The following is a 24,219-nucleotide window of genomic DNA, read 5'->3' on the forward strand; positions in this document are numbered from 1 at the left end:
CTCGCGGCCGCCCCGGTGCAGGACCTGCGCGCTCGTCGCGACCACGAGGACGCGGCGCTGACCCTCGTCGCCTCCGCGGTGACCGCCGCGGCCCTCGCGCGCACCGAGTCGCGCGGCGCGCACAGCCGCGTCGACCATCCCGAGACCGACGACGCGCAGGCGGTGTCGACGCCCTTCCGACTGTCCGCCGCCGACGGCGAGCCGCGCCTCGAGCGAGCCGCGGGACTCGCGCCCGGGGGTCTCGCCCTCTAGCCGGTTCCCGACTACCCTCGAACGGGTTCCCCGGGGCCTCTGTGCGGGGACGGAAGGTGGAGTTGTGACGGGTGCGTGCTGGTCGACGGCAGTCTGTACGGAGTCCGAGCGCCGGGCGCTCGGGTTGGCCTCCGACGGCGAGTGGCTGCTGACCTGCCGACTGTCCGACGGCCACTCCGGTGATCACGCCACCGATGCCAGCGCGGCGCCGCGCCACGACCGTCGCACCTGGCTGACGTGGGACGACAGCGCCATTCCCGGGCACCGCCTGATCGACGCCGAGCCCTGCCCGATGCGCAGCCGCGAAGGGGTGTCGTGCCTGCTGTTCGCACGGCACGGCGGCTTCCACTACTACGGCGCGCCGACCGTCCCCGGCCCAGCGCCGACGTCGACGATCGACTCCTCCGACGTGCGCATGCCGACCGGCGCCGACTCGCTCGAGCCGCTCGACGTCGAGGTCACCACCGGACCGACCCCGGCGCCCGACGGCACGAATCCCTTCGCCCGGGTGGACGCCGCCGTCAAACCGGACCCTTTCGCCCCGACCGTTCCGCAGCAGCAAGCGCCCGTCGTGGAAGCGCCGGTCGTCGACACACACGCCGCCGAGCCGGCGGCCACCAGCGAGCCGTCGACCGAGGCCACCACCGAGGCCACCACCGAGCCGGTGACCGAGCCCGATGCGGTCGAGGCCGCGCTCGACGAGGTCGCCGCGGCGCTGGAGAAGCTCGCCGAGGCGATCCGCCGCCGACCGTCGTAGTCGCGGTTCCGCGATACCATTGGGGGGTATCCGCGGGAGGAGTGGTGATGAGCGAGCAGAACGGTGACGACTGCCAGTGCGGCGGCGGTGCGCACCACCACGGCTACATCGCCGCCAAGGACGACTACCTCAAGCGACTGCGCCGGATCGAGGGCCAGGCGCGCGGCTTGCAGCGGATGGTCGAGGAAGACGCGTACTGCATCGACATCCTCACCCAGGTGTCCGCGATGACCAAGGCACTGCAGTCGGTGAGCCTGGGCCTGTTGAACGACCACATGAACCACTGTGTGCTCGACGCGGCGGCCAAGGGTGGCGACGAGGCGCAGGCGAAGATCGACGAGGCGATGGCCGCCATCTCCCGCTTCGTGAAGTAGATGTCACCCGTCGACGACCTGTTCGCCCGGTTGCTGCGCGACCGGTGGTTCGTCCGTGCCCCGATCGGCGCCTACCGACACGGTTTCGGGTGGCTCTTCGGAACGCGCGTCCTGATGCTCGAGCACACCGGCCGCACGTCGGGATTGCCGCGCTACGTCTGCCTGGAGGTGGTCGCCCGGCCGGCGCCCGACCGGATCGTCGTCGCGAGCGGCTTCGGCGACCGGTCGCAGTGGTACCGCAACCTTCGGGTGACACCGGAATGCCGCGTGAGTGTCGGACGGTTGCGCGACGTCCCGGCGCGTGCGCGGATGATGTCAGACGAGGAGTCGGCGGCCGTGCTGGAGGGCTATCAACGGGAGCACCCCCATGGTCGAGCTGACACTCACGCGCAGAAACTGAAACACGTTCTAGTTCGTGCGTTACCCTTTCGGCATGAGTATTGCTGAGGCCAAGGGCACCGCCCTTCCCGAGGTCATTGACGCCTCGACCGTGACAGATTTCTCCGACGACGTCGACGTGCTGGTGGTCGGTTTCGGCATCGGCGGCGGGTGTGCGGCGGTCGAGGCCGCGCGTGCCGGGGCGAAGGTGCTCGTGCTCGAGCGCGGCGCCGACGCCGGTGGCACGACGCGCATGGCCGGCGGTCACTTCTACCTGGGCGGCGGCACCCCCGTGCAGGAGGCCACCGGGCACGAGGACTCCCCCGAGGAGATGGAGAAGTACATCACCGCGGTCTCGCCCGACCCCGAGCCGGAGAAGATCCACGCCTACTGCACCGACAGCGTCGAGCACTTCAACTGGCTCGAGGAGCTGGGCCTGAAGTTCGAGCGGTCCTTCTATCCGGAGAAGGCCGTCATCCAGCCGGGCACCGAGGGACTGATGTTCACCGGCAACGAGAAGGTGTGGCCGTTCAAGACCATGGCCAAGCCGGCGCCGCGCGGACACAAGGTGCCCAAGCCCGGGGACACCGGCGGCGCGTCGATGGTCATCGACTTCCTGCAGGACGAACTCAAGCGGCTCGGCGTCGAGGTCCGCTACGAGACCGGCGCACGCAACCTCGTCGTCGACGACGGGGCCGTCGTCGGCGTCCGGTGGAAGACCACCGAGGGGGAGGGCCACATCCGCGCGAAGGCGGTCGTCATCGCCGCCGGTGGCTTCGTGATGAACCCCGAGATGGTCGCCGAGCACGTGCCGCACATGGCCGAGAAGCCGTTCGTTCTGGGCAGCACCTACGACGACGGTCTGGGCATCCGGATGGGCGCGTCGGTCGGCGCCAAGCTCAAGCACATGGACTCCGCATTCGTGACGGCGCCGGTCTACCCGCCGTCGATCCTGCTCACCGGCATCATCGTCAACAAGGAGGGCAAGCGCTTCGTCACCGAGGACAGCTACCACTCGCGCACGTCGCAGTTCGTCATGGAACAGCCCGACCACGCGGCCTTCCTCATCGTCGACGAGGCGCACATGAAGCGCCCCGAGGTCCCGCTGTGCCCGTTCATCGACGGGTGGGAGACCGTCGAGGAGATGGAGAAGGACCTGGGCATCCCGGAGGGGAACCTCGTCAAGACCCTGGCCGACTACAACGCCAACGCCGCCAAGGGGGAGGACCCCGAGCTGCACAAGAGCGCCGAGTTCCTGGCCCCGCAGGACCAGGGACCCTGGGCCGCCTTCGACATGACACTGGGCAAGGCGATGTACGCCGGGTTCACGATCGGCGGCATGGCGACCAGCGTCGACGCCGAGGTGCTAGACGAGGAGGGCAAGCCCATCCCCGGGCTGTACGCCGCGGCCGCCTGCGCGGCGAACCTCGCCCAGGACGGCAAGGGTTACGCCAGTGGCACCCAGCTCGGCGAGGGCTCCTATTTCGGTCGACGCGCGGGCAAGCACGCAGCGGCGCGTTCGTCGACCGTCAACGCCTGACCGGGACCGTCGTTACACTCCGGGGGTGATCAAGCACCCCCGTCGACGCCGCGTCGGCGCGCTCGTCGCCGCGGTGTGCGCGGGAGCGTTGATCGCCGCGCCGGCCATGGCCTCCCCGCCGCGCCCGTCGTTCATCCCGGACACCGATGGCGCGACGATTCTCATGCTGCCGGGCACCGGCGACCGCGACGGCGCCGACCAGATCGCCCGCACCGCCGCGGTCGGCTGGTTCGGGGATGCGGTCGCGCAGGGGCGGCTGCGCGTCGTCGACTATCCCGCCGCGTTCGGCGCCCGAGCCTTCGGCGTCCTGATCCCCGTCGTGGGTCGCGGCACCTACAACGAGTCGGCGGTCATCGGCACCGAGAACCTGGTGCGCGCGGCCGAGGAGACCGACGGGAAGGTCGTGCTCAACGGCTTCTCTCAGAGTGCGACGCCGGTGCTGAGCGCCGCGTACCTGCTGCGCCAGCGGGGCATCAAGCCCGAGGGCGACATCGCCGTGATCGTCGGCGCCGACCCGCGCTTCCCCAAGACGGGTGCGGAGGTCGTGATGCCGAGCTTCCTGGAGGGCTTCTACACCAACGGCGAGCGCGATCCCGCGGGCACCGGCGACATCCCGGTCACCTCGGTCTGCCTCGTCGGCGACACGACCTGCGGCATGGCGAACCCGCTGGCCCGCCCGGTGAGCTTCCTCGTCTACTTCGCCCCGGGCTTCTACATCCACGCCAACATGTACGAGCACGTCGGCGACTACGACGTCGTCAAGACGACGACGGCCGGCAACACGACCTTCGTCGTGGTCGACGGCGGCAACCCGTGGGGGATGATGCTGCGCGACCTCGGCCTGCCGGTTCCGCGGGAATTCGACGATGTGCTCAGCGCCGTCGTCCCGCGGCAGATGCCCGGTGAGGCGAGCACCGTCTTCGGCCACGAGGTGCCGACGCCGCGTGCTTTGCAGGTCGCCCTGAACAACCGGTTGGGGCTGACCACACCGGTCACCGACCCCGACGTGCTGGGCACCCCCGGCACCCGACCGGGCGTCACGCCTGCCCAGGTGCCGCTGTCGTCGCCCCCGCCCGCCGACACGGTCGGGGGGTGGCGGTCGGTTCCCACCCCGCCGCCGACCGTGCCCACGATCTCGCCGAGCGTGCCCGGTATCTCGCCGAGCGTGCCCAGTTTCTCGTCGACCGTGCCCACCGCCGCCGCACCGACCGGGGCACCCGCTCCCGCGAGCCCGACCGTGACACCGATCGCACCGGCACCCGCGCCGATTAGCAGCCCCGGCGCCGCCGCACACTGATTGTCGGGCGGGTGTGAGGTTTCCGACTGTGCGGTGGGAGCCTCGGCGGCACCGTGTTATGTTCATCGTCAGTTTGTGACCCACGTGGCAGTCGACAGGCTCCACGCAGCGTGTCGCCTGGAATCGAGCACCGGTGTGCGGTAGTGCGCGCGCCGGTCTTCGCGCATCTGGGCGGGGCGATTGACAACGAAGTCAGCAAAGGAAGCAACATGAGTGTCGGAGTCGTGCGCAAGGCGTCCGGAGAGGCAGTGACATGCTGATCGGCGTCCCACGGGAATCCAAGAAGGGCGAGACCCTCGTCGCGGCCACCGCCAAGACGGTCGGCCAGCTCAAGCAGCTCGGATACGACGTCGTCGTCGAGTCCGGTGCCGGCGACCTCGCCGACCAGCCCGACTCGGCCTTCACCGAGGCCGGAGCGCGCGTCGGCACCGCCAAGGACGCATGGGGCGCGGACGTCGTCGTCAAGGTGAACGCCCCCACCGACGCCGAGATCAAGAAGCTGCACAGCGGTGCGACCGTGATCTCGATGATGGCGCCCGCCCGCAACCCCGAGCTGGTCGAGAAGCTGGAGAAGGCCGGTGTCACGGCCCTCGCCATGGACGCGGTGCCGCGCATCTCGCGCGCCCAGTCGATGGACGTGCTCTCCTCGCAGGCCAACGTCGCCGGCTACCGCGCCGTCGTCGAGGCCGCCCACGAGTTCGGCCGCATGTTCACCGGACAGGTGACCGCCGCCGGCAAGATCCCGCCGGCCCGCGTCTTCGTCGTCGGCGCCGGTGTCGCCGGTCTCGCGGCGATCGGTGCCGCGTCGTCGATGGGCGCCATCGTGCGCGCCTTCGACGTGCGCCCGGAGGTCGCCGAGCAGGTCGAGTCGATGGGTGCCGAGTTCGTCCACGTCGACTTCGAGGCGGAGAAGTCCGCCGACGGCTACGCCAAGGAGATGACCGCTGAGCAGGAGGCCGCCACCGCGTCGATGTACGACGAGGAGGCCCGCAACGCCGACATCGTCATCACCACCGCGCTGATCCCCGGTCGCCCCGCGCCGAAGCTCATCACCGCCGACACCGTCGCCGGGATGCGCAACGGCTCGGTCATCGTCGACATGGCGGCGGCCAACGGCGGCAACGTCGAGGGCACCGAGACCGATCGCAAGGTCGTGACGGACAACGGTGTCACGATCCTCGGCTACACCGACCTGGCCGGCCGCCTCGCCGCCCAGACGTCGCAGCTGTACGGCACCAACATCGTCAACCTGCTCAAGCTGGTCACGCCGGAGAAGAACGGCGAGCTGGCGCTGGACATGGACGACGTCGTCCAGCGCGGCATCACCGTGACCCGCGACGGCGAGGGCATGTGGCCCCCGCCGCCGGTTCAGGTGTCCGCCGCGCCGAAGGCCGAGGTCGCGCAGGTGGAGGCCCCCGAGCCCAAGGCGCCCATGTCGCCGGCCAAGAAGGTCGCGCTCGTGCTGCTCGGCGCGGTGCTGTTCGGCGGGCTCGTCGCCCTCGCGCCGCAGCCGCTGCCGCAGCACTTCACCGTGCTGATGCTGGCCATCGTGATCGGCTACTACGTCATCGGCAACGTCGCGCATGCGCTGCACACCCCGCTGATGTCGGTGACCAACGCCATCTCCGGCGTGGTCATCGTCGGCGCGATCCTGCAGCTCGCCGTCGGCGAGGGCACCCATGTGACCACCATCCGGGTGCTGTCGGCGATCGCGATCCTCGTCGCGTCGATCAACGTCTTCGGTGGCTTCGCGGTGACCCGTCGCATGCTCGCCATGTTCAGCAAGGGGGCCTGACGCATGACCATCGGAATCATTCCCGCGATCACCACCGCGGCGTACATCATCGCCGCGCTGCTGTTCATTCTGTCGCTCGCCGGGCTCTCCAAGCACGAGACCTCGCGCAGCGGCCTGACCTACGGCATCGTCGGCATGGGCATCGCGCTCATCGCGACGATCGCCCTGGCCCTCGACGACATGTCGGCACTGGCCGACAAGTGGCTGCCGATCACGCTGCTGTTCGCGGCGATGGCGATCGGTGCGGCCATCGGGTTCTGGCGCGCGAAGATCGTCGAGATGACCGGCATGCCCGAGCTCATCGCGCTGCTGCACTCCTTCGTCGGCATCGCCGCCGTCCTCATCGGGTGGAACGGCGCGCTGCGCGGCTTCCACGGCGACGCCGGACCGGGCGACCTCCGCACGCTCACCAACGTGCACGAGGCGGAGATCGCGATCGGCATCTTCATCGGTGCGGTCACCTTCACCGGCTCGATCGTCGCGAACCTGAAGCTGTCGGGTCGGATGAAGTCGTCGCCGCTGATGCTGCCCGGCAAGAACTTCATCAACATCGGTGCGCTGCTCGTCTTCGCCGTGCTGACCGTCCTGTACGTCAGCACCGACGGCCACTCGGGCGCCAAGCCGTGGATCCTGCTGGCCGCGATCACCGTCATCGCGCTGCTGCTGGGCTGGCACCTCGTCGCCTCGATCGGCGGCGGCGACATGCCCGTCGTCGTGTCGATGCTGAACTCGTACTCCGGTTGGGCCGCGGCCGCGTCGGGCTTCCTGCTCGGCAACGACCTGCTGATCGTCACCGGTGCGCTGGTCGGCTCGTCGGGTGCGTACCTGAGCTACATCATGTGCAAGGCGATGAACCGCTCGTTCCTCTCGGTCATCGCCGGCGGCTTCGGCATCGAGGCCGGCCCCGCCGCCGACACCGACTACGGCGAGCACCGGGAGATCCAGGCCGACGCCGTCGCCGAGTTGCTCTCGGGCGCCAAGTCGGTCGTCATCACGCCCGGCTACGGCATGGCGGTCGCACAGGCGCAGTACCCGGTCGCCGACCTCACCTCCAAGCTGCGCGCCAAGGGCGTCGACGTCCGCTTCGGCATCCACCCCGTCGCCGGTCGCCTGCCCGGTCACATGAACGTGCTCCTCGCCGAGGCGAAGGTGCCGTACGACATCGTGCTGGAGATGGACGAGATCAACGACGACTTCCCTGACACGGACGTCGTGCTGGTCATCGGTGCCAACGACACGGTGAACCCGGCCGCCGCCGAGGATCCGAGCTCGCCGATCGCCGGCATGCCGGTCTTGGAGGTATGGAACGCCAAGGACGTGGTCGTGTTCAAGCGGTCGATGGCCGCCGGCTACGCGGGCGTGCAGAACCCGCTGTTCTTCCGCGACAACACGCAGATGCTCTTCGGCGACGCGAAGGACCGCGTCGAGGACATCATCGCCGCCCTGGGTCACTGACCCGCCGAGTGGACCCTCGATCTTGTCGAGTGGACTCACTTAGGTCGCCGAGTGGACTCCATTGGGAGTCCACTCGGTGGTGATTGACCGCCCACTCGGCGAGAAGGACCGCCCACTCGGCGGAAACGGGCACGGGGCACGGGGCACGGGGCACGGGTCGAATCGGACATTCCCCCACACGGTTCTGTAACACGTTCTAGATTTGGGTCATGGCCTCAACCGTGACTGAACTTCTTGCCGAGCGCGCCGGCGACACCGGGCCCGCGATCATCCACGACACCGGGACCTGGACCTGGCCGGAGTACCTCGCCGACGCCCGCAAGGTCGCGGCGACGGTGCTGGAGGCGGCCGACGACTCGCGGCCGATGCACATCGGCGTGCTGCTGGGGAACACCCCGACGATGCTCATCGCGATGGCGGCGGGCGCGCTCGGCGGCTACATCACGGCGGGCATCAACAACACCCGGCGCGGCGAGGGCCTGGCCCGTGACATCAAGCGCGCCGACTGTCAGATCCTGCTCACCGACGCCGAGCACAAACCGCTGCTCGACGGCCTCGACCTGGGTGACTGCCAGGTGTTCGACACCTCCTCGGACGAGTGGGCGCAGCGCGTCGCCAAGGCCCCCGAGCTGGTGCCGCACTCGACTCCCGAGGCCACCGACCCGTTCATGCTGATCTTCACCTCCGGCACGAGCGGCGACCCGAAGCCGGTCCAGCTGGCCCACATGCTGATCCCCTTCGCCGGGCCGCCGCTGCTGGACAAGTTCCAGATCACCCCCGACGACATCTGCTACCTGTCGATGCCGCTGTTCCACTCGAACGCGCTGCTGGCCGGGTACTGCGTGGCGGCGTGCAGCGGTGCGGCGATGATCCCGGCGAAGTTCTCCGCGTCGACCTTCCTCGACGACGTCCGCAAGTTCGGCGTGACGTACATGAACTACGTCGGCAAGCCGCTCGCCTACATCCTGGCGACGCCGGAGAAGCCCGACGACGCCGACAACACCCTGCGCGCGGCCTTCGGCAACGAGGCCTCCGACCGCGACATCGACGACTTCGCCCGCCGCTTCGACTGCATGGTGTGGGACGGCTACGGCTCGAGCGAGCTCGCCGTGATCATCACCCGCGAGCCGGGCACCCCGAAGGGATCCATCGGCAAGGGCTTCCCGGGCGTGGCCATCTACAACCCGGACACGACCACCGAGTGCGCCGTCGCCGAGTTCGACGAGAACGGCGCGCTGACCAACGCCGACGAAGCGATCGGGGAGATCGTCAACACCTCCGGCGCCGGCATGTTCACCGGCTACTACAACGACGAGGCCACCACCGCCGAGCGTCTGCGCGACGGGATGTACTGGTCCGGCGACCTGGGCTACCGCGACGCGGACGGCTGGATCTACCTGGCCGGGCGCACCGGCGACTGGCTGCGCGTGGACGGCGAGAACCTCACCGCCGGCCCGATCGAGCGCATCTTGCAGCGCATGCCGCAGGTGGGGCAGGTCGCCGTGTACGGCGTGCCCGACGAGAACGTCGGCGACGCGGTGATGGCCGCCATCGTGCCCACCGGCGACGAGAAGCTGACCCCGGAGGCCTTCGCGGCCTTCCTCGCCGAGCAGTCCGACCTGTCGCCGAAGGCCTGGCCGCGCTATGTGCGCGTCAGCTCGCAGCTGCCGTCGACCGCGACGAACAAGATCCTCAAGCGCGAGCTCAAGCAGCAGGGCGCCACGGCCCACGACTCCGAGCACCTGTGGGTGCGCGAGGCGCGCGGGAAGACCTATTCGCCGACCGATTGAGGCCGGTTGCTGGCGGGGCGCTGGTCGACATCTGAGATCTCGCCAAGAATCTGGCGCTGACAGCCGGTTCACAGCCCTGGGTGCGCAGATTCGCGCCAGATCGCGGGTAGCCTGGGCGGTTGAGTGCCCGGTGAGGTCCGCGTCGTCTGCGGGGAGCCGCCCGGGCGTTGGCACGAGAGTGGGAGAACGGTGACAGGGTTGCAGCGGATCGCGCTCGCCACAGGGGTGGCGGGCCTGGTCGTGGCCGCGAGTACGGGCTGCGGCGGCGATGATTCGACGGCTTCGGCGCCGATCACCGCGACCCCGGTGACCACCACGCACTTCGAGTCGCCGACGATCACCCCGCCGTCGGGCACCGACACCAGCAAGCCGGGCATGCCGGCCACCGCGCCGAACCCGTCGACGACGCAGCCCAAGGACTTCCCCGGCTCCACGACGAGCAAGGCGCAGAAGCCGACGCAGCCGGTGAACGCCAAGGCCCAGCGCTACCTGGACGCCCTCAAGCGCCAGAAGGTGACGATCATGGGCGACACCGACAACACGATCGCGCTGACCATGGCGCAGTTCGTCTGCGACCAGCGCGGCAAGAACGGTGACCCGACGTCGATGAAGGCCTTCGTCGTCGCGGCCGTCGGCCCCGGCGAGAAGACCGTCGAGGCCGCGAACATCAAGGCGGACAAGGTAATCCGGGCAGCCCACGAGAACTACTGCTGAACCGATGAGCAAGAAGCGCAGCCGCCTCCGACGCTGGCTGGTGGTGGCCCTCATTCTGATGGCGGTCATCGCCCTCATCATGTGGCTGTTGCGCGCGTGCGCGCCCAAGCCGCCCGAGCCCACCCCGCCGGAGAAGCCGACGCGGCCGGAGGCCCAGTCCGCCGACTGTCCCGACGTGGAGGTCGTGGTCATCCCGGGCACCTGGGAATCGGCGGCCGACGACGACCCGTTCAACCCGCACTCCAATCCCAAGTCGCTGATGCTGCGGGTGTCCAAGGCGCTCGGGCAGAAGTACAGCGCCAACCGTGCGCGGATCTACACCATCCCGTACATCGCGCAGTTCCGGAACCCGACCAACCTCACCGACCACCAGGCCGACTACAACGATTCCCGGCGGCAGGGCTTCAACCGCACCGCCGGCCACATCACGGCGCTGAACAAGCGCTGCCCGATCACCAGCTTCGTCGTGCTCGGCTTCTCCCAGGGGGCGGTGATCGGCGGTGACGTCGCCAGCCTCATCGGCAACGGCCGCGGGGTCCTCAAGGCCGACGACCAGGACCTGGTGATCGGCGTCGGGCTCATCGCCGACGGCCGTCGCGTGGAGGACCAGCAGAACAACATCGGCCCGAATCCGCCGGGCGTGGGCGCCGAGGTGGCATTGGGCGGCATCCTGGCCAACCGGGTGCCGGGCATCACGATGAACGGCCAGCGCGAGGGCGGCTTCGGCACGCTGCGCGACCGCGTGCAGGGCATCTGCGCGCCGGGCGACCTGATCTGCGATTCGCCGACGATCTCCAATCCGCTGCGCGCGATCGGCCAGCTCGCGGGGGCCATCAACAACCCCGTCCACGCCATGTACGCGACCCCGAAGTACTGGCAGGACAACGGGGTGACGGCCACCCAGTGGATGTACGCCTGGGCCGTGCGCACCATCAACGACGCACCGCACCCCAAGCACTTCTGACCGTCGACGCCCACGACCGGGTCCCGTCGCATTTGGCCGGTCCCAGCGCCACCGCGTACCGTATCTTCGGTTAAGTTTCGGTACGCGAAAGCAGGAGAGTCGATGACCCGGAAGTTCCGCTTCGGAGCCGGCGGTGAGGGCAACAAGGAAGAGGGCGGCGCGCGCAAGTTCGTCCAACTCGCCCAGACCGCCGAGGAGTACGGATTCGACGCCTTCGCGATCCCCGACCACCTGGGCAACCAGGTCGGTCCGCTGGCCGCGCTGGGCGCGCTGAGCCAGGCGACGAGCACCATCCGGTTGGGCACCTCGGTCCTGGCCAACGGCTTCCGCCACCCGGCGATCCTGGCCAAGGAGGCCACCACCATCGACGTCCTGTCCAAGGGCCGTCTGGAACTGGGCATCGGCGCCGGCTGGATGAAGGACGAGTTCGACAAGGCGGGCATCGAGTTCGAGTCGCCGGGCACCCGCATCCGCCGCCTGGACGAGGCCCTGACCATCCTCGACGGCCTGCTGCGCGGCGAGACCGTCGACTTCGAGGGCGAGTTCTACACGATCAAGGGCCTCGAGGGCAGCCCGCGCCCGCGCCAGGGCCCGCGCCCGCCGATCGCCGTCGGCGGTGGCGGCCCCCGGATGCTCAAGCTCGCGGCCAAGCACGCCGACATCATCTCGATCGCCCCGATGAGCACCCCCGAGGGCAAGATGAGGCTCTCGGACATGACGCTCGACGCCACGGCCGCCAAGATCGACCGGCTCCGCGAGGTCGCCGACTCGCGGTTCGACGAGATCGAGCTGAACTGGACCATCGCCGTCATCGTCATCACCGACGACCGCGTCGCGACCGCGGAGATGGCGCTCAAGGCGCTCGACCAGGGCTACCCGCCGAACATCGAGCGGGACACCGAGTTCACCGTCGACGACGTGTTGAGCTCGCCGTACATCGCGATCGGTTCCTTCGAGGAAATCGCCGACCAGATCCGCCACGTGCGCGAGCGGACGTCCATGTCCTTCGTCGGGGTTTTCCCGACGCAGATGGATGCCTTTGCGCCGATCATTCCAATTCTCAAGGGAGAGTAAGATAGCCCAAGATCCGCGCCAGCCCGGTACGCCACCGACCCTTCGGGGCGTGCCGGACGATGCGCGCGACGTCCCGGGAATCGAAGCTTGACCCCGACCCGACAACGACCCCGCCGCTCGCCGCGAAGCGCGGCCAGGCACAGGAGTACGAATGCTGAACACCGAGTTTGAACAGTTCCTCGACGAGAACGGCAACCTCACCTTCAACGAGGAAGCCACTCTGGTCGACTACGTCGAGCGCAACGTTCGCGACCAGGCGGACACGCTCGCCTACCGGTTCGTCGACTACTCCCGCGAGAGCGAGGGCGAGTACCAGGACCTCACCTGGGCCCAGTTCGGCAAGCGCCTGCGCGCCGTCGCCGCCCGCCTGCAGCAGGTGACCAAGCACGGCGACCGCGTCGCCATCCTCGCCCCGCAGTCGCTCGAGTACGTCATCGGCTTCTTCGCCGCGCTGTACGCCAGCAACATCGCCGTGCCGCTGTTCTCGCCCGACGAGCCCGGCCACACCGACCGCCTGCACGCCGTCCTGGACGACTGCAAGCCGACCGCCATCCTCACCTCCACCAAGTCGGCCGAGGCGGTGCGCGACTTCTTCTCCGACCGTCCGGCCAAGGAGCGCCCGCGCGTCATCGCCGTCGACGCGGTGCCCGACTCGGTCGGCTCGACCTGGGTCGCGCCCATCGCCGGCAAGGACCACAACAAGGACACCGTCGCCTACCTGCAGTACACCTCGGGCTCGACCCGCGTGCCGGCCGGTGTGGAGATCACCTACCTGGCCGTGGCCGCCAACGTGCTGCAGATCTACGACACGATCGAGATCGACCTGAACTCGCGCGGCGTCACCTGGCTGCCGATGTTCCACGACATGGGCCTGCTGACGGTGATCCTGCCGGCGCTCGGCGGTCGCTTCATCACCATCATGAGCCCGGCCGCCTTCGTGCGCCGCCCCAGCCGCTGGATCAAGGAGCTCGCCGCCCACAGCGACGGCGCCGGCACCTTCGCCGCGGCCCCCAACTTCGCCTTCGAGCACGCCGCCGCCCGCGGTCTGCCCAAGGAGGGCGAGGAGCTCGACCTGTCCAACGTCATCGGCCTGATCAACGGCTCCGAGCCGGTCACCGTCAGCTCGATGAAGAAGTTCAACGACGCCTTCGGCCCGTACGGCCTGCCCAAGACGGCCATCAAGCCCTGTTACGGCATGGCCGAGGCCACGCTGTTCGTCTCGGCCACCGCGCGCGAGAACGAGGCCAAGATCATCTACGTCGACCGCGAGGATCTCGGCGCCGGCAAGCTGACCCTCGTCGACGAGGATGCGCCGAACGCCGTCGCCCAGGTGTCCTGCGGCCAGGTGGCGATGAGCCAGTGGGCCGTCATCGTCGACCCGGAGACCGGTGAGGAGCGCGCCGACGGCCACATCGGCGAGATCTGGCTGCACGGCCTCAACATCGGCAAGGGCTACTGGAACAAGGTCGACGAGACCGAGGCCACCTTCCACAACAAGCTCAAGAAGCCGCTCGCGTCGGGCAGCCACGCCGAGGGCACCGAGCCCGGCGACAACTGGATGGCCACCGGCGACTACGGCGTGTGGCTCGACAACGAGCTGTACATCACCGGCCGCGTCAAGGACCTCGTCATCGTCGACGGCCGCAACCACTACCCGCAGGACCTCGAGTTCAGCGCGCAGGAGGCCAGCACCGCGCTGCGCCCCGGCTACGTCGCGGCCTTCGCGGTCCCGACCAACGAGCTGCCGCAGGAAGTCTTCGACAATGCGACCAGCGGCGTGAAGTTCGACGCCGACGACGCGTCCGAGCAGCTGGTCATCGTCGCCGAGCGCGGCCCCGGCAAGCGGACCGATCCGCAGGAGGTCGCCGACACGGTGCGCGCCGCCGTCGCCTCGCGCCACGGCGTGATGGTGCGCGACGTGCTGCTGGTCCCGGCCGGTTCCATCCCGCGCACCTCGAGCGGCAAGATCGCGCGCCGCGCGACCAAGGCCGCCTACGTCGACGGCACCCTGCGCGGCGGCTACCAGCAGACGGCCTTCCCGGACGCGCGCGACCAGTAGGCTGGACCGCGATGTCTGAATTGAATAACGCCACCGACGACGCTTCGACCACGCCGCCGGCCGATTCCGGCACGGCCGGTGAGACCATCGGCGACCTCACCGTCGAGGAGCTGCGCGACTGGCTGCGCCAATGGGTGTCCGACGCGACGGGCATGCCCGTGGACCAGATCCCCGAGGATCGGCCCATGGAGGAGTTCGGCCTGTCCTCCCGCGATGCCGTCGCGCTCGGCGGTGACATCGAGGACAAGACCGGCGTCGTGCTCACCGCCACCGTCGTCTACAACCACCCGACGATCGCGTCGCTGGCCAAGCGCATCATCGAGGGCGACCCCGACGAGGGTCGCCACGACCTCGACACCTTCTGGGAGCGCGAGCGCAGCGCCGACGACGACATCGCGATCGTCGGTTTCTCCACCCGCTTCCCGAAGGCCGGCGAGACGCCCGAGTCGACGTGGGAGGCGCTCATCACCGGGCGCGACGGGATCTCCGAGCTGCCCGACGACCGCTGGACCGAGTTCAAGTCCGATCCGCGGATGGTCGAGGTCATGGCCAAGCGCAACTTGCGCGGCGGCTACCTCGACAACGTGAAGGCCTTCGACGGCGACTTCTTCCAGATGAGCCCGCGCGAGGTCGAGATGGTCGACCCGCAGCAGCGCCTCGTGCTGGAGCTGACCTGGGAGGCGCTCGAGCACGCGCACATCCCGCCCAGCGACCTCAAGGGCGAGAAGGTCGGCGTCTTCGTCGGCACCTCGACCAACGACTACCAGCTGTTGGCCGCGCTCGGCCTCGGCGAGGGCTCGGACGAGACCGCCGCCTACGCGTTGACCGGCACCGCGACCTCGATCATCGCGAACCGCGTCAACTACTTCTTCGACTTCCGCGGCCCGTCGGTGGCCGTCGACACCGCGTGCTCGTCGTCGCTGGTGTCGGTGCACCAGGCGGTGCAGAGCCTGCGCGCCGGCGAGTCGGACACCGCCATCGCCGGCGGCGTCAACATGATCCTCACCCCGGCCGCGACGATCGGCTTCGACACGATCGGCGCCGTCGCCAAGGACGGCCACATCAAGGCCTTCTCCTCCGACGCCGACGGCATGGTCCGCTCGGAGGGTGGCGGCATGTTCGTCCTCAAGCGGATGGCCGACGCCCGCCGCGACGGAGACACGGTGCTCGCCGTCATCGCCGGTTCGGCGGTCAACTCCGACGGCCGGTCCAACGGTCTGCCCGCCCCCAACCCGGAGGCCCAGGTCGAGGTGCTGCGCGCGGCCTACACCGACGCCGCGCTCGACCCGCGCCAGGTCGACTACGTCGAGGCGCACGGCACCGGCACGATCCTCGGCGACCCGATCGAGGCCGATGCGCTCGGCCGCGTCGTCGGCAAGGGTCGCGAGGCCGACAAGCCGCTCCTGCTCGGCTCGGCCAAGACGAACTTTGGGCACATGGAGTCCGCCGCCGGCGCCGGCGCGCTGGCCAAGGTCGTGCTGTCGCTGACCAAGGACAAGCTGCCCGCGTCGCTGAACTACGCGGGGCCCAACCCGTACATCCAGTTCGAGGCGACCAACCTCAAGGTCAACGACGAGGCGTCGGAGTGGCCGCGCTACAGCGGCCACGCCGTCGCCGGCGTGTCCGGCTTCGGCTTCGGCGGCACGAACGCGCACCTCGTCGTGCGCGAGGTCCTCGACGACGACCTGAACCCGCCGGTGGTCGTCGGGGACGATGCCGCCGCCGAGTCGACCGCGGACGCCGCCGTCGATGTCGACGACGACGAGGAATACCTGACCGAGGCCGAGCGCGCCGTGCTGGCCGCGCAGGCCAAGAAGGACCAGGCCCCCGTCGAGGAGGTCGAGAAGGATCCGAGCGAGGGCTTCGCGCCGTGCGCCCAGGAGGGCGCGGTCATCCCGCTCGTCGTGTCCGGCTTCGTGTCCTCGCGCCGCCGCAAGGCCGCCAAGGAGCTCCTCGCCTGGCTCGAGTCCGACGAGGGCCGCAACACCCCGCTCGTCGACATCGGCCGCGCGCTCGCGCACCGCAACCACGGTCGCACCCGCAGCGTCGTCATGGCCCGCAGCCACGAGGACGCGATCAAGGGCATGACCGCGATCGCCGAGGGTAAGAACAACCCGATCGTCTACACCGCCGAGGCGCCCGATGCGGCGTCGGCGGTCTGGCTGCTGTCCGGCTTCGGCTCGCAGCACCGCAAGATGGCCAAGCAGCTGTACCTGGAGAACCCGGTCTTCAAGAAGTACGTGGACCGCGTCGACGTGCACATCCAGCGCGAGCTGGGGTACTCGATGGCCGAGCTCTTCCTCGACGACGCGCAGACCTACGAGATCGAGACCGCCCAGGTCGGCATCTACACGATCCAGGTCGCGCTGGCCGACACCATGCGCCACTTCGGCGCCGAGCCGGGCGTGCTGGTCCCGCACTCGATGGGCGAGGCCTCGGCCGCCTACATCAGCGGCGGTCTGTCGCTGGAGGACGCCACCCGCGTCATCTGCCAGCGCTCGCGCCTGATGGGCGAGGGCAACGACATGCTCGAGGGCGACAACATCCGCCGGATGGCCCTGGTCGAGTACAGCGCCGAGGACATCGAGGGCGTCCTCTCCGACTACCCGGATCTGGAGATCTGCGTCTACGCGGCGCCGACGCACACCGTGATCGGCGGCCCCGAGGACCAGGTCGACGCGATCGTCACCCGGGCCGAGGAAGAGGGCAAGCTTGGTCGCAAGCTGCAGACCAAGGGCGCCAGCCACACCTCGCAGATGGAGCCGATCCTCGGTGAGCTCGCCTACGAGATCACCGGCATCGTCCCGGAGAAGCTGAAGGTCGGGCTGTACAGCTCGGTGGACCGCGAACAGTTCTACCGCGCCGGCCACGAGCCCATCCACACCGTCGAGTACTTCCTCAAGGGCCTGCGCCACAGCGTCTGGTTCAGCCAGGCGATCGCCAAGTCGGTCGAGGCGGGGCACAAGACCTTCGTCGAGCTGTCGCCGAACCCGGCCGTGCTGATCTCGGTCGCCGCGGTCACCTTCGACGCCGGGCTGCACGACGCCGAGCTCGTCGAGACCCTCCGCCGCAAGGAGGACGAGAGCCACGGCCTGGTCAACGCACTGATGAAGCTGTACGTGCACGGGCACCCGATGAACGTCGCCGCGCTGTTCGGCGCCGGCGGCTTCGCGAACATCCCGCGCACCGCCTTCGAGCGCCGCGACTACTGGCTGACCGCCGAGCTGGCCTCCGGGTCGGGCACCGGCAAGATCCCGGGCAGCCACGTCGCCCTGCCCGACGGTCGGCACGCCTGGGAGGTCAACGCCTCCGCCGTCGACGATCCGCGTGCCCTCGTGGCCGCCGCCGCGGCGCAGGTCTTCGCCGACCCGACCGTCGGCGCGGCGCAGGCGCACGGCGCCTTCCCGACGTCGGGCACCGTCACCACGACGCTGAGCCCGCACCCCGGCGGCGGATCGGTCACCGTCCACGCCCCCGAGGGCAAGGGCTTCCGGCTCCTGTTCGAGGCACTGGTCTCGGGCCGTGCCGGCGATCGAGTGTCGGGCGAGGCGCCAGCCGGGTCGTCGAGTGCCGACGAGCGAAGCGAGGCGGTGTATCGAGACGCTGGTGAGCCGGCGGAGACCGAGACCAAGGGTGCCGCCGCCTTCGCCGACGACACGGTCATCGAAGAGGACGAGGTCGTCGACAACATCGGCGACAAGTGGGATCCGGCGTCCGGCGAGAAGGTCGGGGACCGCCTCGCCACCATCGTCGGCGAGTCGATGGGTTACGACCCCGAGGATCTGCCGCGCGAGGTCGCCCTGATCGAGCTGGGCCTGGATTCGCTGATGGCCGTGCGCATCAAGAACCGCGTCGAGTTCGAGTTCGACATCCCGCAGCTGAACCTGCAGGCGATGCGCCAGGCGAATCTGGCCGACATCGAGAAGTTCGTGAACTACGCCGTCACCCACCGCGACGAGCTCGAGATGCTCGAGCAGAACGCGGCCGACGGCGGCGAGCTGGACACCGCTGCGCTCAACGCCTACATCGACGAGCAGATCGCCAAGGAGAAGGCCGGCGAGAAGGCCGCGCCGAGCGCTGCGAAGAAGGCGACCAAGAAGGCTGAGCCGAAGAAGGCAGAGCCGGATAAGACCGCCGCCAAGAAGACGACGGCGAAGACGGCCACCAAGAAGGCCGAGCCGAAGAAGGCCGCGGAGAAGGCCCCCACGGCTGCTGCCGCGGCTCCGGCCAAGGACGTGGACATCACCGACCAGGCGTCGGTCGCCGACGCCGCCGGTTCGGACGTCCCGCCGCGCGACGCCGCCGAGCGGCTGACGTTCGGCGTCTACGCCACCATCACCGGCACCTCCGCCGGCGGCATCTTCAACAAGCTGCCGGTGCTCTCGGAGGACGTCGCGCAGAAGCTGACCGACAAGCTCAACGAGCGCACCGGTGGCGACGTCGACGTCGAGGACGTGTTGGACGCCGAGACCATCGAGGAGATGGCCGAGTACGTCCGCAAGTACCTCGACTCGGGTGCGGCCACCGAGGGCTTCCTGCGCTACCTGCGCCTGGTGCCGGACGGCAAGAAGACCTACGACACCACCAAGGGCGACCCGGCCCCGGTGCTGCTGTTCCACCCCGCGGGCGGCAACACCTCGGCCTACGAGGCGCTGCTCAAGCGACTGCCCGACGCCCAGCCGGTGATCGGCTTCGACCGTGGCGTCGAGGGGCCGATCGAGGAGCGGGTGCGCGAGTACCTGCCGAAGCTGCGCGAGATCCAGCCGCACGGGCCCTATGTGCTCGTCGGGTGGTCCTTCGGCGGCGCGCTGGCCTACGGCGTCGCCCAGCTGCTGCGCGAACAGGGCGAGGAGGTCGCCTTCATCGGCCTCATCGACGTGGTGCGGCCGAAGGAGGACATGGTCGAGACGCCGGACTCCAAACGCGAGCGGTTGGAGCGGTGGAAGGACTTCGCCATCCGCAACTACGACCTGGACCCGGATGTGCCGATCCCGATGGACCGGCTCGTGGAGGCGGACGACGAGGGGCAGTTCGCGATCATCATGGAGATGATGGCGATGAGCAACACCAAGATCCCCGGCGGCATCATCGAGCACCAGCGGACCTCCTTCATCGAGAACCGCATCCTCGACCAGATCGAACCGGTCCCCTACGACGGCAAGGTGGTCCTCTACCGTGCCGATCGGATGCACGACGGCGCCATCGAGCTCGAGCCGAAGTGGGCCGAGATCGACGAGGACGGCCGGTGGGGCGAGGTCGCCAGCGACCTGGAGATCGTGCACATCGGCGGCGACCACCTGTCGATCGTCGACGAGCCGTACATCAGCAAGATCGGCAAGGACCTGACCAAGCGCCTGAAGAACGTCGGCGGGAAGAAGGGATAGGCCAATGGCCCGGACGACGGCAGACAAGCTCGCCGATCTCGAGCACAAACTCGAGCTGGCCAAGGAGCCCGGCGGCGAGCGGGCGATCGCCAAGCGCGAGAAGAAGGGCATCTGCTCGCCGCGCGAGCGGCTGAACATGCTGTTCGACCCGGGCACCTTCGTCGAGATCGGCGCCCTGATCAAGGAGCCCGGCTCCGGCGAGACCGGCTACGGCGACGGTGTGGTCACCGGGCACGGCCTGGTCAACGGCCGACCGGTCGCCGCGTTCTCCCACGACCAGTCGGTCCAGGGCGGCACCGTGGGCGAGATGTTCGGCCGCAAGGTCGCCGCGCTGATGGAACTCGCCGGCAAGGTCGGCTGCCCCGTCGTCGGCATCAACGACTCCGCGGGCGCACGCATCCAGGACGCGGTCACCTCGCTGGCCTGGTACGCCGAGATGGGGCGCCGCAACGAACTCGTGTCGGGGTTGTCGCCGCAGGTGTCGGTCATCCTCGGCAAGTGCGCCGGCGGCGCGGTGTACACCCCGGCCAACACCGACATCCTCGTCGGCGTCGAGGACAAGAGCTACATGTTCGTCACCGGCCCCGACATCATCAAGGCCGTCACCGGCGAGGAGATCTCGCCCGAGGACCTGGGCAGCGCGCACAACCAGGCGCGGTGGGGCAACATCCACCACGTCGCACCCGACGAGCAGGCCGCCTTCGAGTGGGTGCGCGAGTACCTGCAGTACCTGCCGTCGAGCATGCACGAGAAGCCGCCGGTGGTGAATCCCGGAGTGGAGCCGGAGATCACCGAGTCGGACCTGTCGCTCAACACGTTCATGCCCGACAGCGACAATGCCGGCTACGACATGCGCGACGTCATTGTGAAGCTGTTCGACGACGGCCATTTCCACGAGATCGGCGAGCTGTTCGCCCCGAACATCCTCACCGGTTTCACCCGCGTCGACGGGCACAGCGTGGGCGTCGTCGCCAACCAGCCGAGCGTCATGGCCGGCACCCTGGACACCGACGCCTCGGAGAAGGCGGCGCGGTTCGTGCGCATCTGCAACGCCTACGACATCCCGCTGGTCTTCCTGGTCGACACCCCCGGGATCCTGCCCGGCGTCGTCGAGGAGTCCAAGGGAACGATCCGCCGTTCGGGCAAGTTCATCTACGCCTACGTGGAGGCGGACGTCCCGAAGATCACCGTCGTGCTGCGCAAGGCCTACGGCGGCGCCTACGCCGTGATGGGCTGCAAGCAGCTCGGCGCCGACGTCAACTTCGCCTGGCCGACGGCCAAGATCGCCGTCATGGGCGCCGAGTCCGCGGCGGTCATGCTGACCCGCCGCCAGACCGAGGGCCTCTCGGCCGCGGATGCGGACAAGGTGCGCCGCGACTTCATCGACTTCTACAACGTGATGATGGCCAACCCGTACCTCGCGGCGGAGAAGGGTTACGTCGACGCGGTGATCGAGCCCGCCGAGACCCGGCTGCAGATCCGCAAGGCCCTCGCCCAGCTGCGCGACAAGCAGATCCGCCGTGTCCCGCGCCGCAACTACCTGATGCCGATCTAGCGGTAGCCTCCCCCGCAATTTCGCCGAGTGGGCGGTGAATCCCGCCGACTGGGCGGTCATTTGCGCCGAGTGGGCGGTGAACTGCGCCGAGTGGGCGGTGAAACGTCACGGCCAGGGAACTCCAAGGAACGATCGGTACACTCGGGGCCTCACGTGCGAATCGGAACCGGAAGGACCCACGATGCGACGAATCACCGGAGCACTCGCCCTTGCCGCGGCCGGCGCGACGATCCTCGTCGGCGCGGCTGTGGCGCCGCAGGCCGCCGCCGACCCGGCGCCCGCCCCCGCCAACTGCAAGCTCTACCCCGAATGCCTGTGGAACGAAGAGGGCTCGACCTGGCCGGGCGTCGACCCCGGAACCTCGGGCACCTCGACGGCCACCGGCAACAGCGAGTCCGGCGACAGCGGCGACCAGTAGGCCCCGCCTACGCCGACGGGGTGTCGAGCGGGTGCTCGACCTCGTCGCGCCACAGCTTGGCCGCCAGGTAGAAGAGGACGGCGATCGGCACCGGCAGCAGTCCGGCGAGCACGAACGTCGTGGTCAATCCGAGCGCCTGACTGACCGGCGCCGCGATCGCCATCGACACCGGCATCAGGGCGATCGACACGAAGAAGTCCAGACTCGCGACCCGGCCGAGCAGCTTCGGCGGGACCCGGCGCTGCAACAGCGTGCCCCAGAGGACCATCGGGCCGTCGAACAGGATGCCCATCACAAAGCCCGCGACCACGACGAGCCACACCTTGTCGGCGAGGCCGATCGCGACCAGTGGCACGCTGGAGAGCCCCCAGATCACGAACATGACGGTCAGGTAGCGCCGTGGCATGCGGATCGTCGCGAAGACCAGCGAGGTGATCGCGGCACCGATGCCGTAGGCGGCCAATACGAAGGCATGGTCCGACGCGTTGCCGTGCATGCGCTCGCGCAGCAGGAAGGGCACCAGCACCTCGATCGGGCCGAGCGTCGCGAGCACCAGGACCGTCGAATACAGCAGCGTCGCCCACAACCACGGCGTCTTCCCGACGAACGCGAACCCCTCGGCCAGGTCCCGGATGATCCCCTGCACCGGGTTGCCCTGCAGGGCCTCCGGCTCCTGCCGCAGCGGGACCGACGACATCATCAGGTAGCAGAGGCCCGACGCCACGGAGGCGCATGCGGCGAGGAGGATCGAGTAACCGGGCGCGGTGGCCGCGATGACCCAGCCGGCGATCATCGGCCCGAACGCCTGGTAGGCGACCGGGCGCAGGAAGCCCTCGATGCCGTTGGCCGCCTGTAGTTCGTCGGAGGGCAGGATCGACGGGAGCATCGCCGAGTAGGCGGGGTAGTACATGCCGGTCGTCACGCCGGCGAGCACCGCCGCCGCGATGACGTGCCACATGTGCAGGGCCCCGGTCAGCGACGCGGTCGCCACGACGCCGAACACGACGGCCTTGGCCGCCTCGAGCATGATCACGATCCGCCGCTGGGACACCCGATCGGCGAGGACCCCGCCGGCCAGGGTCGACACGACCATGCCGACGGCGGCCGCGGCGGTCGCCGTCGACACCTGCGCGGGCTGGCCGCCGAGGCCGATGACCTGCCACACCAGCGTGATCGTCCAGACCCCGTCGGCGAACATCGACAGGATGAGGCCGACGGCCAGCCATCGGTACTGGCGATGGGCGAACGGCACCATCGCGCGCGGCAGCCGCAGGACGGGCTGCTGTGGCATCGGGGCGGTGGGGGTCACCAGAGAAGCATGCCCGAAACCGCCCGCCCCGGCGAACGGGTTTCGTCAGCGGTCAGTAGCCGGTCGAGCGCATCGGCCCCAGGTTCCACAGACCGGCCTGGCGCTGCTTGTCGAGCACGAGCTTGGCCGGCGGCGCGGGATCGATCTCGGTGAAGCGCTGCAGCCCGCCCCAGTCGCGGCCCCAGTTGTTGCGCAGATAGGTCGGCAACAGCGTCGGGGTCAACAGTGCCTCGGTGATGCCGAGCGGGCCACCGGCCTTGCCGGCCATCCACGTCTGGCTGTTGCGCCGCGTCGCGTCGGCCTCGGGCATGATGCGCCACTTGGGCACCTCGAGGACGCCGTCGTGCACCGCGATCGGCCGCTGGCACGGGAAGACGAAGCCGGGCAGCCAGTCGATGAACACCGGATCGGTCCGTCCCACGACGTCGTTGAGGGTGCGCAGCTGGTCGACGCGCGGCGGCGTGACCGCGACCCATTCCTTCGTCGAGTCGGACTCGTCGGCCACGATCAGGCGCACGACGTCGGCGTTGCGCGGGGCATTCGAGATCGGGAAGCGCAGGTCGCGCCACGCGGGCGACTCACCGGCGTCCAGCGGCGACATGCGGCCGACGGGGACCACCGCGCCGTTCGGACCGCGCCGGCCGAACTCGAGGACGAGCTTCTGGCCGGTCTTCTCCATGTTGTCGATGTCGACGGCCTGCACCGTGCCGGCCACCGCGACGGTGATCAGCGGACGGTCGGCATCCGGGTTCGACGTGTTGAACGGCAGCTGGAACCAGTTGGACTCCAGCGACGCCTTGCCGCCCGGCGCGCCGTAGGAGCCCAGGACCGGGGTGCGTGCCGGGTCCAGGTTGAACGGCAGCAGGTGCCGCGACCCGTTGACGGTGGCCGGGCCGGGGCCGCCCCAGGTGCCACCGGCGGCCGACTCGTTGGCCGAGGCGCCGGGGTTCTCCTGCGACGGCAGTTCACCGCCGTCGTCGGTGGTCGACGACTTCATGACGTTCTCCGGCAGGCCCTGCGGGGTGAAGCCGGGTCCGGCGCCCAGGGCGTCGGCGAGGGCCGGCGCGGGCCGCCCGTTCACCGCCGCCGGGGCCAGCAGGCCGC

The 24,219-nt window shown here is 69.5% G+C and carries 17 protein-coding genes and 1 pseudogene; 16 read left to right on the top strand and 2 right to left on the bottom strand.

The window, feature by feature from the left end; genetic code table 11:
- The 16 genes and pseudogenes from QM634_RS03260 to QM634_RS03335 form a co-directional block, all read left to right on the top strand.
- A pseudogene (locus QM634_RS03260) lies at window positions 1-252 on the top strand (L-aspartate oxidase); the annotation flags it as partial.
- A 64-nt stretch (window positions 253-316) separates the two neighbouring features.
- On the top strand, window positions 317-1,009 hold the full coding sequence (locus QM634_RS03265) for a hypothetical protein (protein ID WP_415041344.1): 693 nt from the start codon (window positions 317-319) through the stop codon (window positions 1,007-1,009).
- Window positions 1,010-1,056: 47 nt separating this feature from the next.
- The gene (locus QM634_RS03270; protein WP_415041345.1) at window positions 1,057-1,383 is read left to right on the top strand and encodes a metal-sensitive transcriptional regulator; all 327 of its coding nucleotides are present in this window, start codon (window positions 1,057-1,059) and stop codon (window positions 1,381-1,383) included.
- Window positions 1,384-1,830, top strand: a complete 447-nt coding sequence (locus QM634_RS03275) for a nitroreductase family deazaflavin-dependent oxidoreductase (protein WP_415041346.1) — start codon at window positions 1,384-1,386, stop codon at window positions 1,828-1,830. It begins immediately after the preceding gene.
- On the top strand, window positions 1,817-3,301 hold the full coding sequence (locus QM634_RS03280) for an FAD-binding protein (protein ID WP_415041347.1): 1,485 nt from the start codon (window positions 1,817-1,819) through the stop codon (window positions 3,299-3,301). Before QM634_RS03275 ends, QM634_RS03280 begins: the two co-directional genes overlap by 14 nt.
- Before the next feature lie 25 nt (window positions 3,302-3,326).
- On the top strand, window positions 3,327-4,598 hold the full coding sequence (locus QM634_RS03285) for a hypothetical protein (protein ID WP_415041348.1): 1,272 nt from the start codon (window positions 3,327-3,329) through the stop codon (window positions 4,596-4,598).
- A gap of 253 nt (window positions 4,599-4,851) precedes the next feature.
- Window positions 4,852-6,393: a Re/Si-specific NAD(P)(+) transhydrogenase subunit alpha gene (locus tag QM634_RS03290; protein WP_415041349.1), complete on the top strand. Its 1,542-nt coding sequence runs from the start codon at window positions 4,852-4,854 to the stop codon at window positions 6,391-6,393.
- Between the two features lie 3 nt (window positions 6,394-6,396).
- A complete protein-coding gene (gene pntB / locus QM634_RS03295; protein ID WP_415041350.1) occupies window positions 6,397-7,848 on the top strand; it encodes a Re/Si-specific NAD(P)(+) transhydrogenase subunit beta in 1,452 nt (483 codons plus the stop codon).
- Window positions 7,849-8,057: 209 nt separating this feature from the next.
- Window positions 8,058-9,638, top strand: coding sequence for a fatty-acid--CoA ligase FadD1 (gene fadD1, locus QM634_RS03300; protein WP_415041351.1), 1,581 nt, complete (start codon window positions 8,058-8,060; stop codon window positions 9,636-9,638).
- A 189-nt stretch (window positions 9,639-9,827) separates the two neighbouring features.
- Window positions 9,828-10,352, top strand: a complete 525-nt coding sequence (locus QM634_RS03305; protein ID WP_415041352.1) for a DUF732 domain-containing protein — start codon at window positions 9,828-9,830, stop codon at window positions 10,350-10,352.
- A 4-nt stretch (window positions 10,353-10,356) separates the two neighbouring features.
- On the top strand, window positions 10,357-11,316 hold the full coding sequence (locus QM634_RS03310; protein ID WP_415041353.1) for a cutinase family protein: 960 nt from the start codon (window positions 10,357-10,359) through the stop codon (window positions 11,314-11,316).
- 102 nt (window positions 11,317-11,418) lie between these two features.
- Window positions 11,419-12,390, top strand: a complete 972-nt coding sequence (locus QM634_RS03315; RefSeq protein WP_415041354.1) for an LLM class F420-dependent oxidoreductase — start codon at window positions 11,419-11,421, stop codon at window positions 12,388-12,390.
- A gap of 151 nt (window positions 12,391-12,541) precedes the next feature.
- Window positions 12,542-14,449 carry a long-chain-fatty-acid--AMP ligase FadD32 gene (gene fadD32, locus QM634_RS03320; RefSeq protein ID WP_415041355.1) on the top strand — a complete coding sequence of 636 codons (1,908 nt, stop codon included), beginning with the start codon at window positions 12,542-12,544 and terminating at the stop codon, window positions 14,447-14,449.
- Between the two features lie 11 nt (window positions 14,450-14,460).
- Window positions 14,461-19,833: a polyketide synthase Pks13 gene (gene pks13 / locus QM634_RS03325; RefSeq protein WP_415041356.1), complete on the top strand. Its 5,373-nt coding sequence runs from the start codon at window positions 14,461-14,463 to the stop codon at window positions 19,831-19,833.
- 4 nt (window positions 19,834-19,837) lie between these two features.
- Complete coding sequence (locus QM634_RS03330) at window positions 19,838-21,388, top strand: acyl-CoA carboxylase subunit beta (protein ID WP_415041357.1); 1,551 nt, start codon at window positions 19,838-19,840, stop codon at window positions 21,386-21,388.
- 181 nt (window positions 21,389-21,569) lie between these two features.
- Window positions 21,570-21,806, top strand: a complete 237-nt coding sequence (locus QM634_RS03335) for a hypothetical protein (RefSeq protein WP_415041358.1) — start codon at window positions 21,570-21,572, stop codon at window positions 21,804-21,806.
- A gap of 7 nt (window positions 21,807-21,813) precedes the next feature.
- Here QM634_RS03335 and QM634_RS03340 read toward each other — a convergent pair whose 3' ends face one another.
- Both QM634_RS03340 and QM634_RS03345 read right to left on the bottom strand, forming a co-directional pair.
- Window positions 21,814-23,097 carry an MFS transporter gene (locus QM634_RS03340; RefSeq protein WP_415041360.1) on the bottom strand — a complete coding sequence of 428 codons (1,284 nt, stop codon included), beginning with the start codon at window positions 23,095-23,097 and terminating at the stop codon, window positions 21,814-21,816.
- A gap of 70 nt (window positions 23,098-23,167) precedes the next feature.
- The coding region (locus tag QM634_RS03345; protein WP_415041359.1) for an arabinosyltransferase C-terminal domain-containing protein at window positions 23,168-24,219 on the bottom strand (1,052 nt) is incomplete at its 5' end.

The sequence above is a fragment of the Gordonia sp. (in: high G+C Gram-positive bacteria) genome, from assembly GCF_047606305.1.
Taxonomy (GTDB): domain Bacteria; phylum Actinomycetota; class Actinomycetes; order Mycobacteriales; family Mycobacteriaceae; genus Gordonia.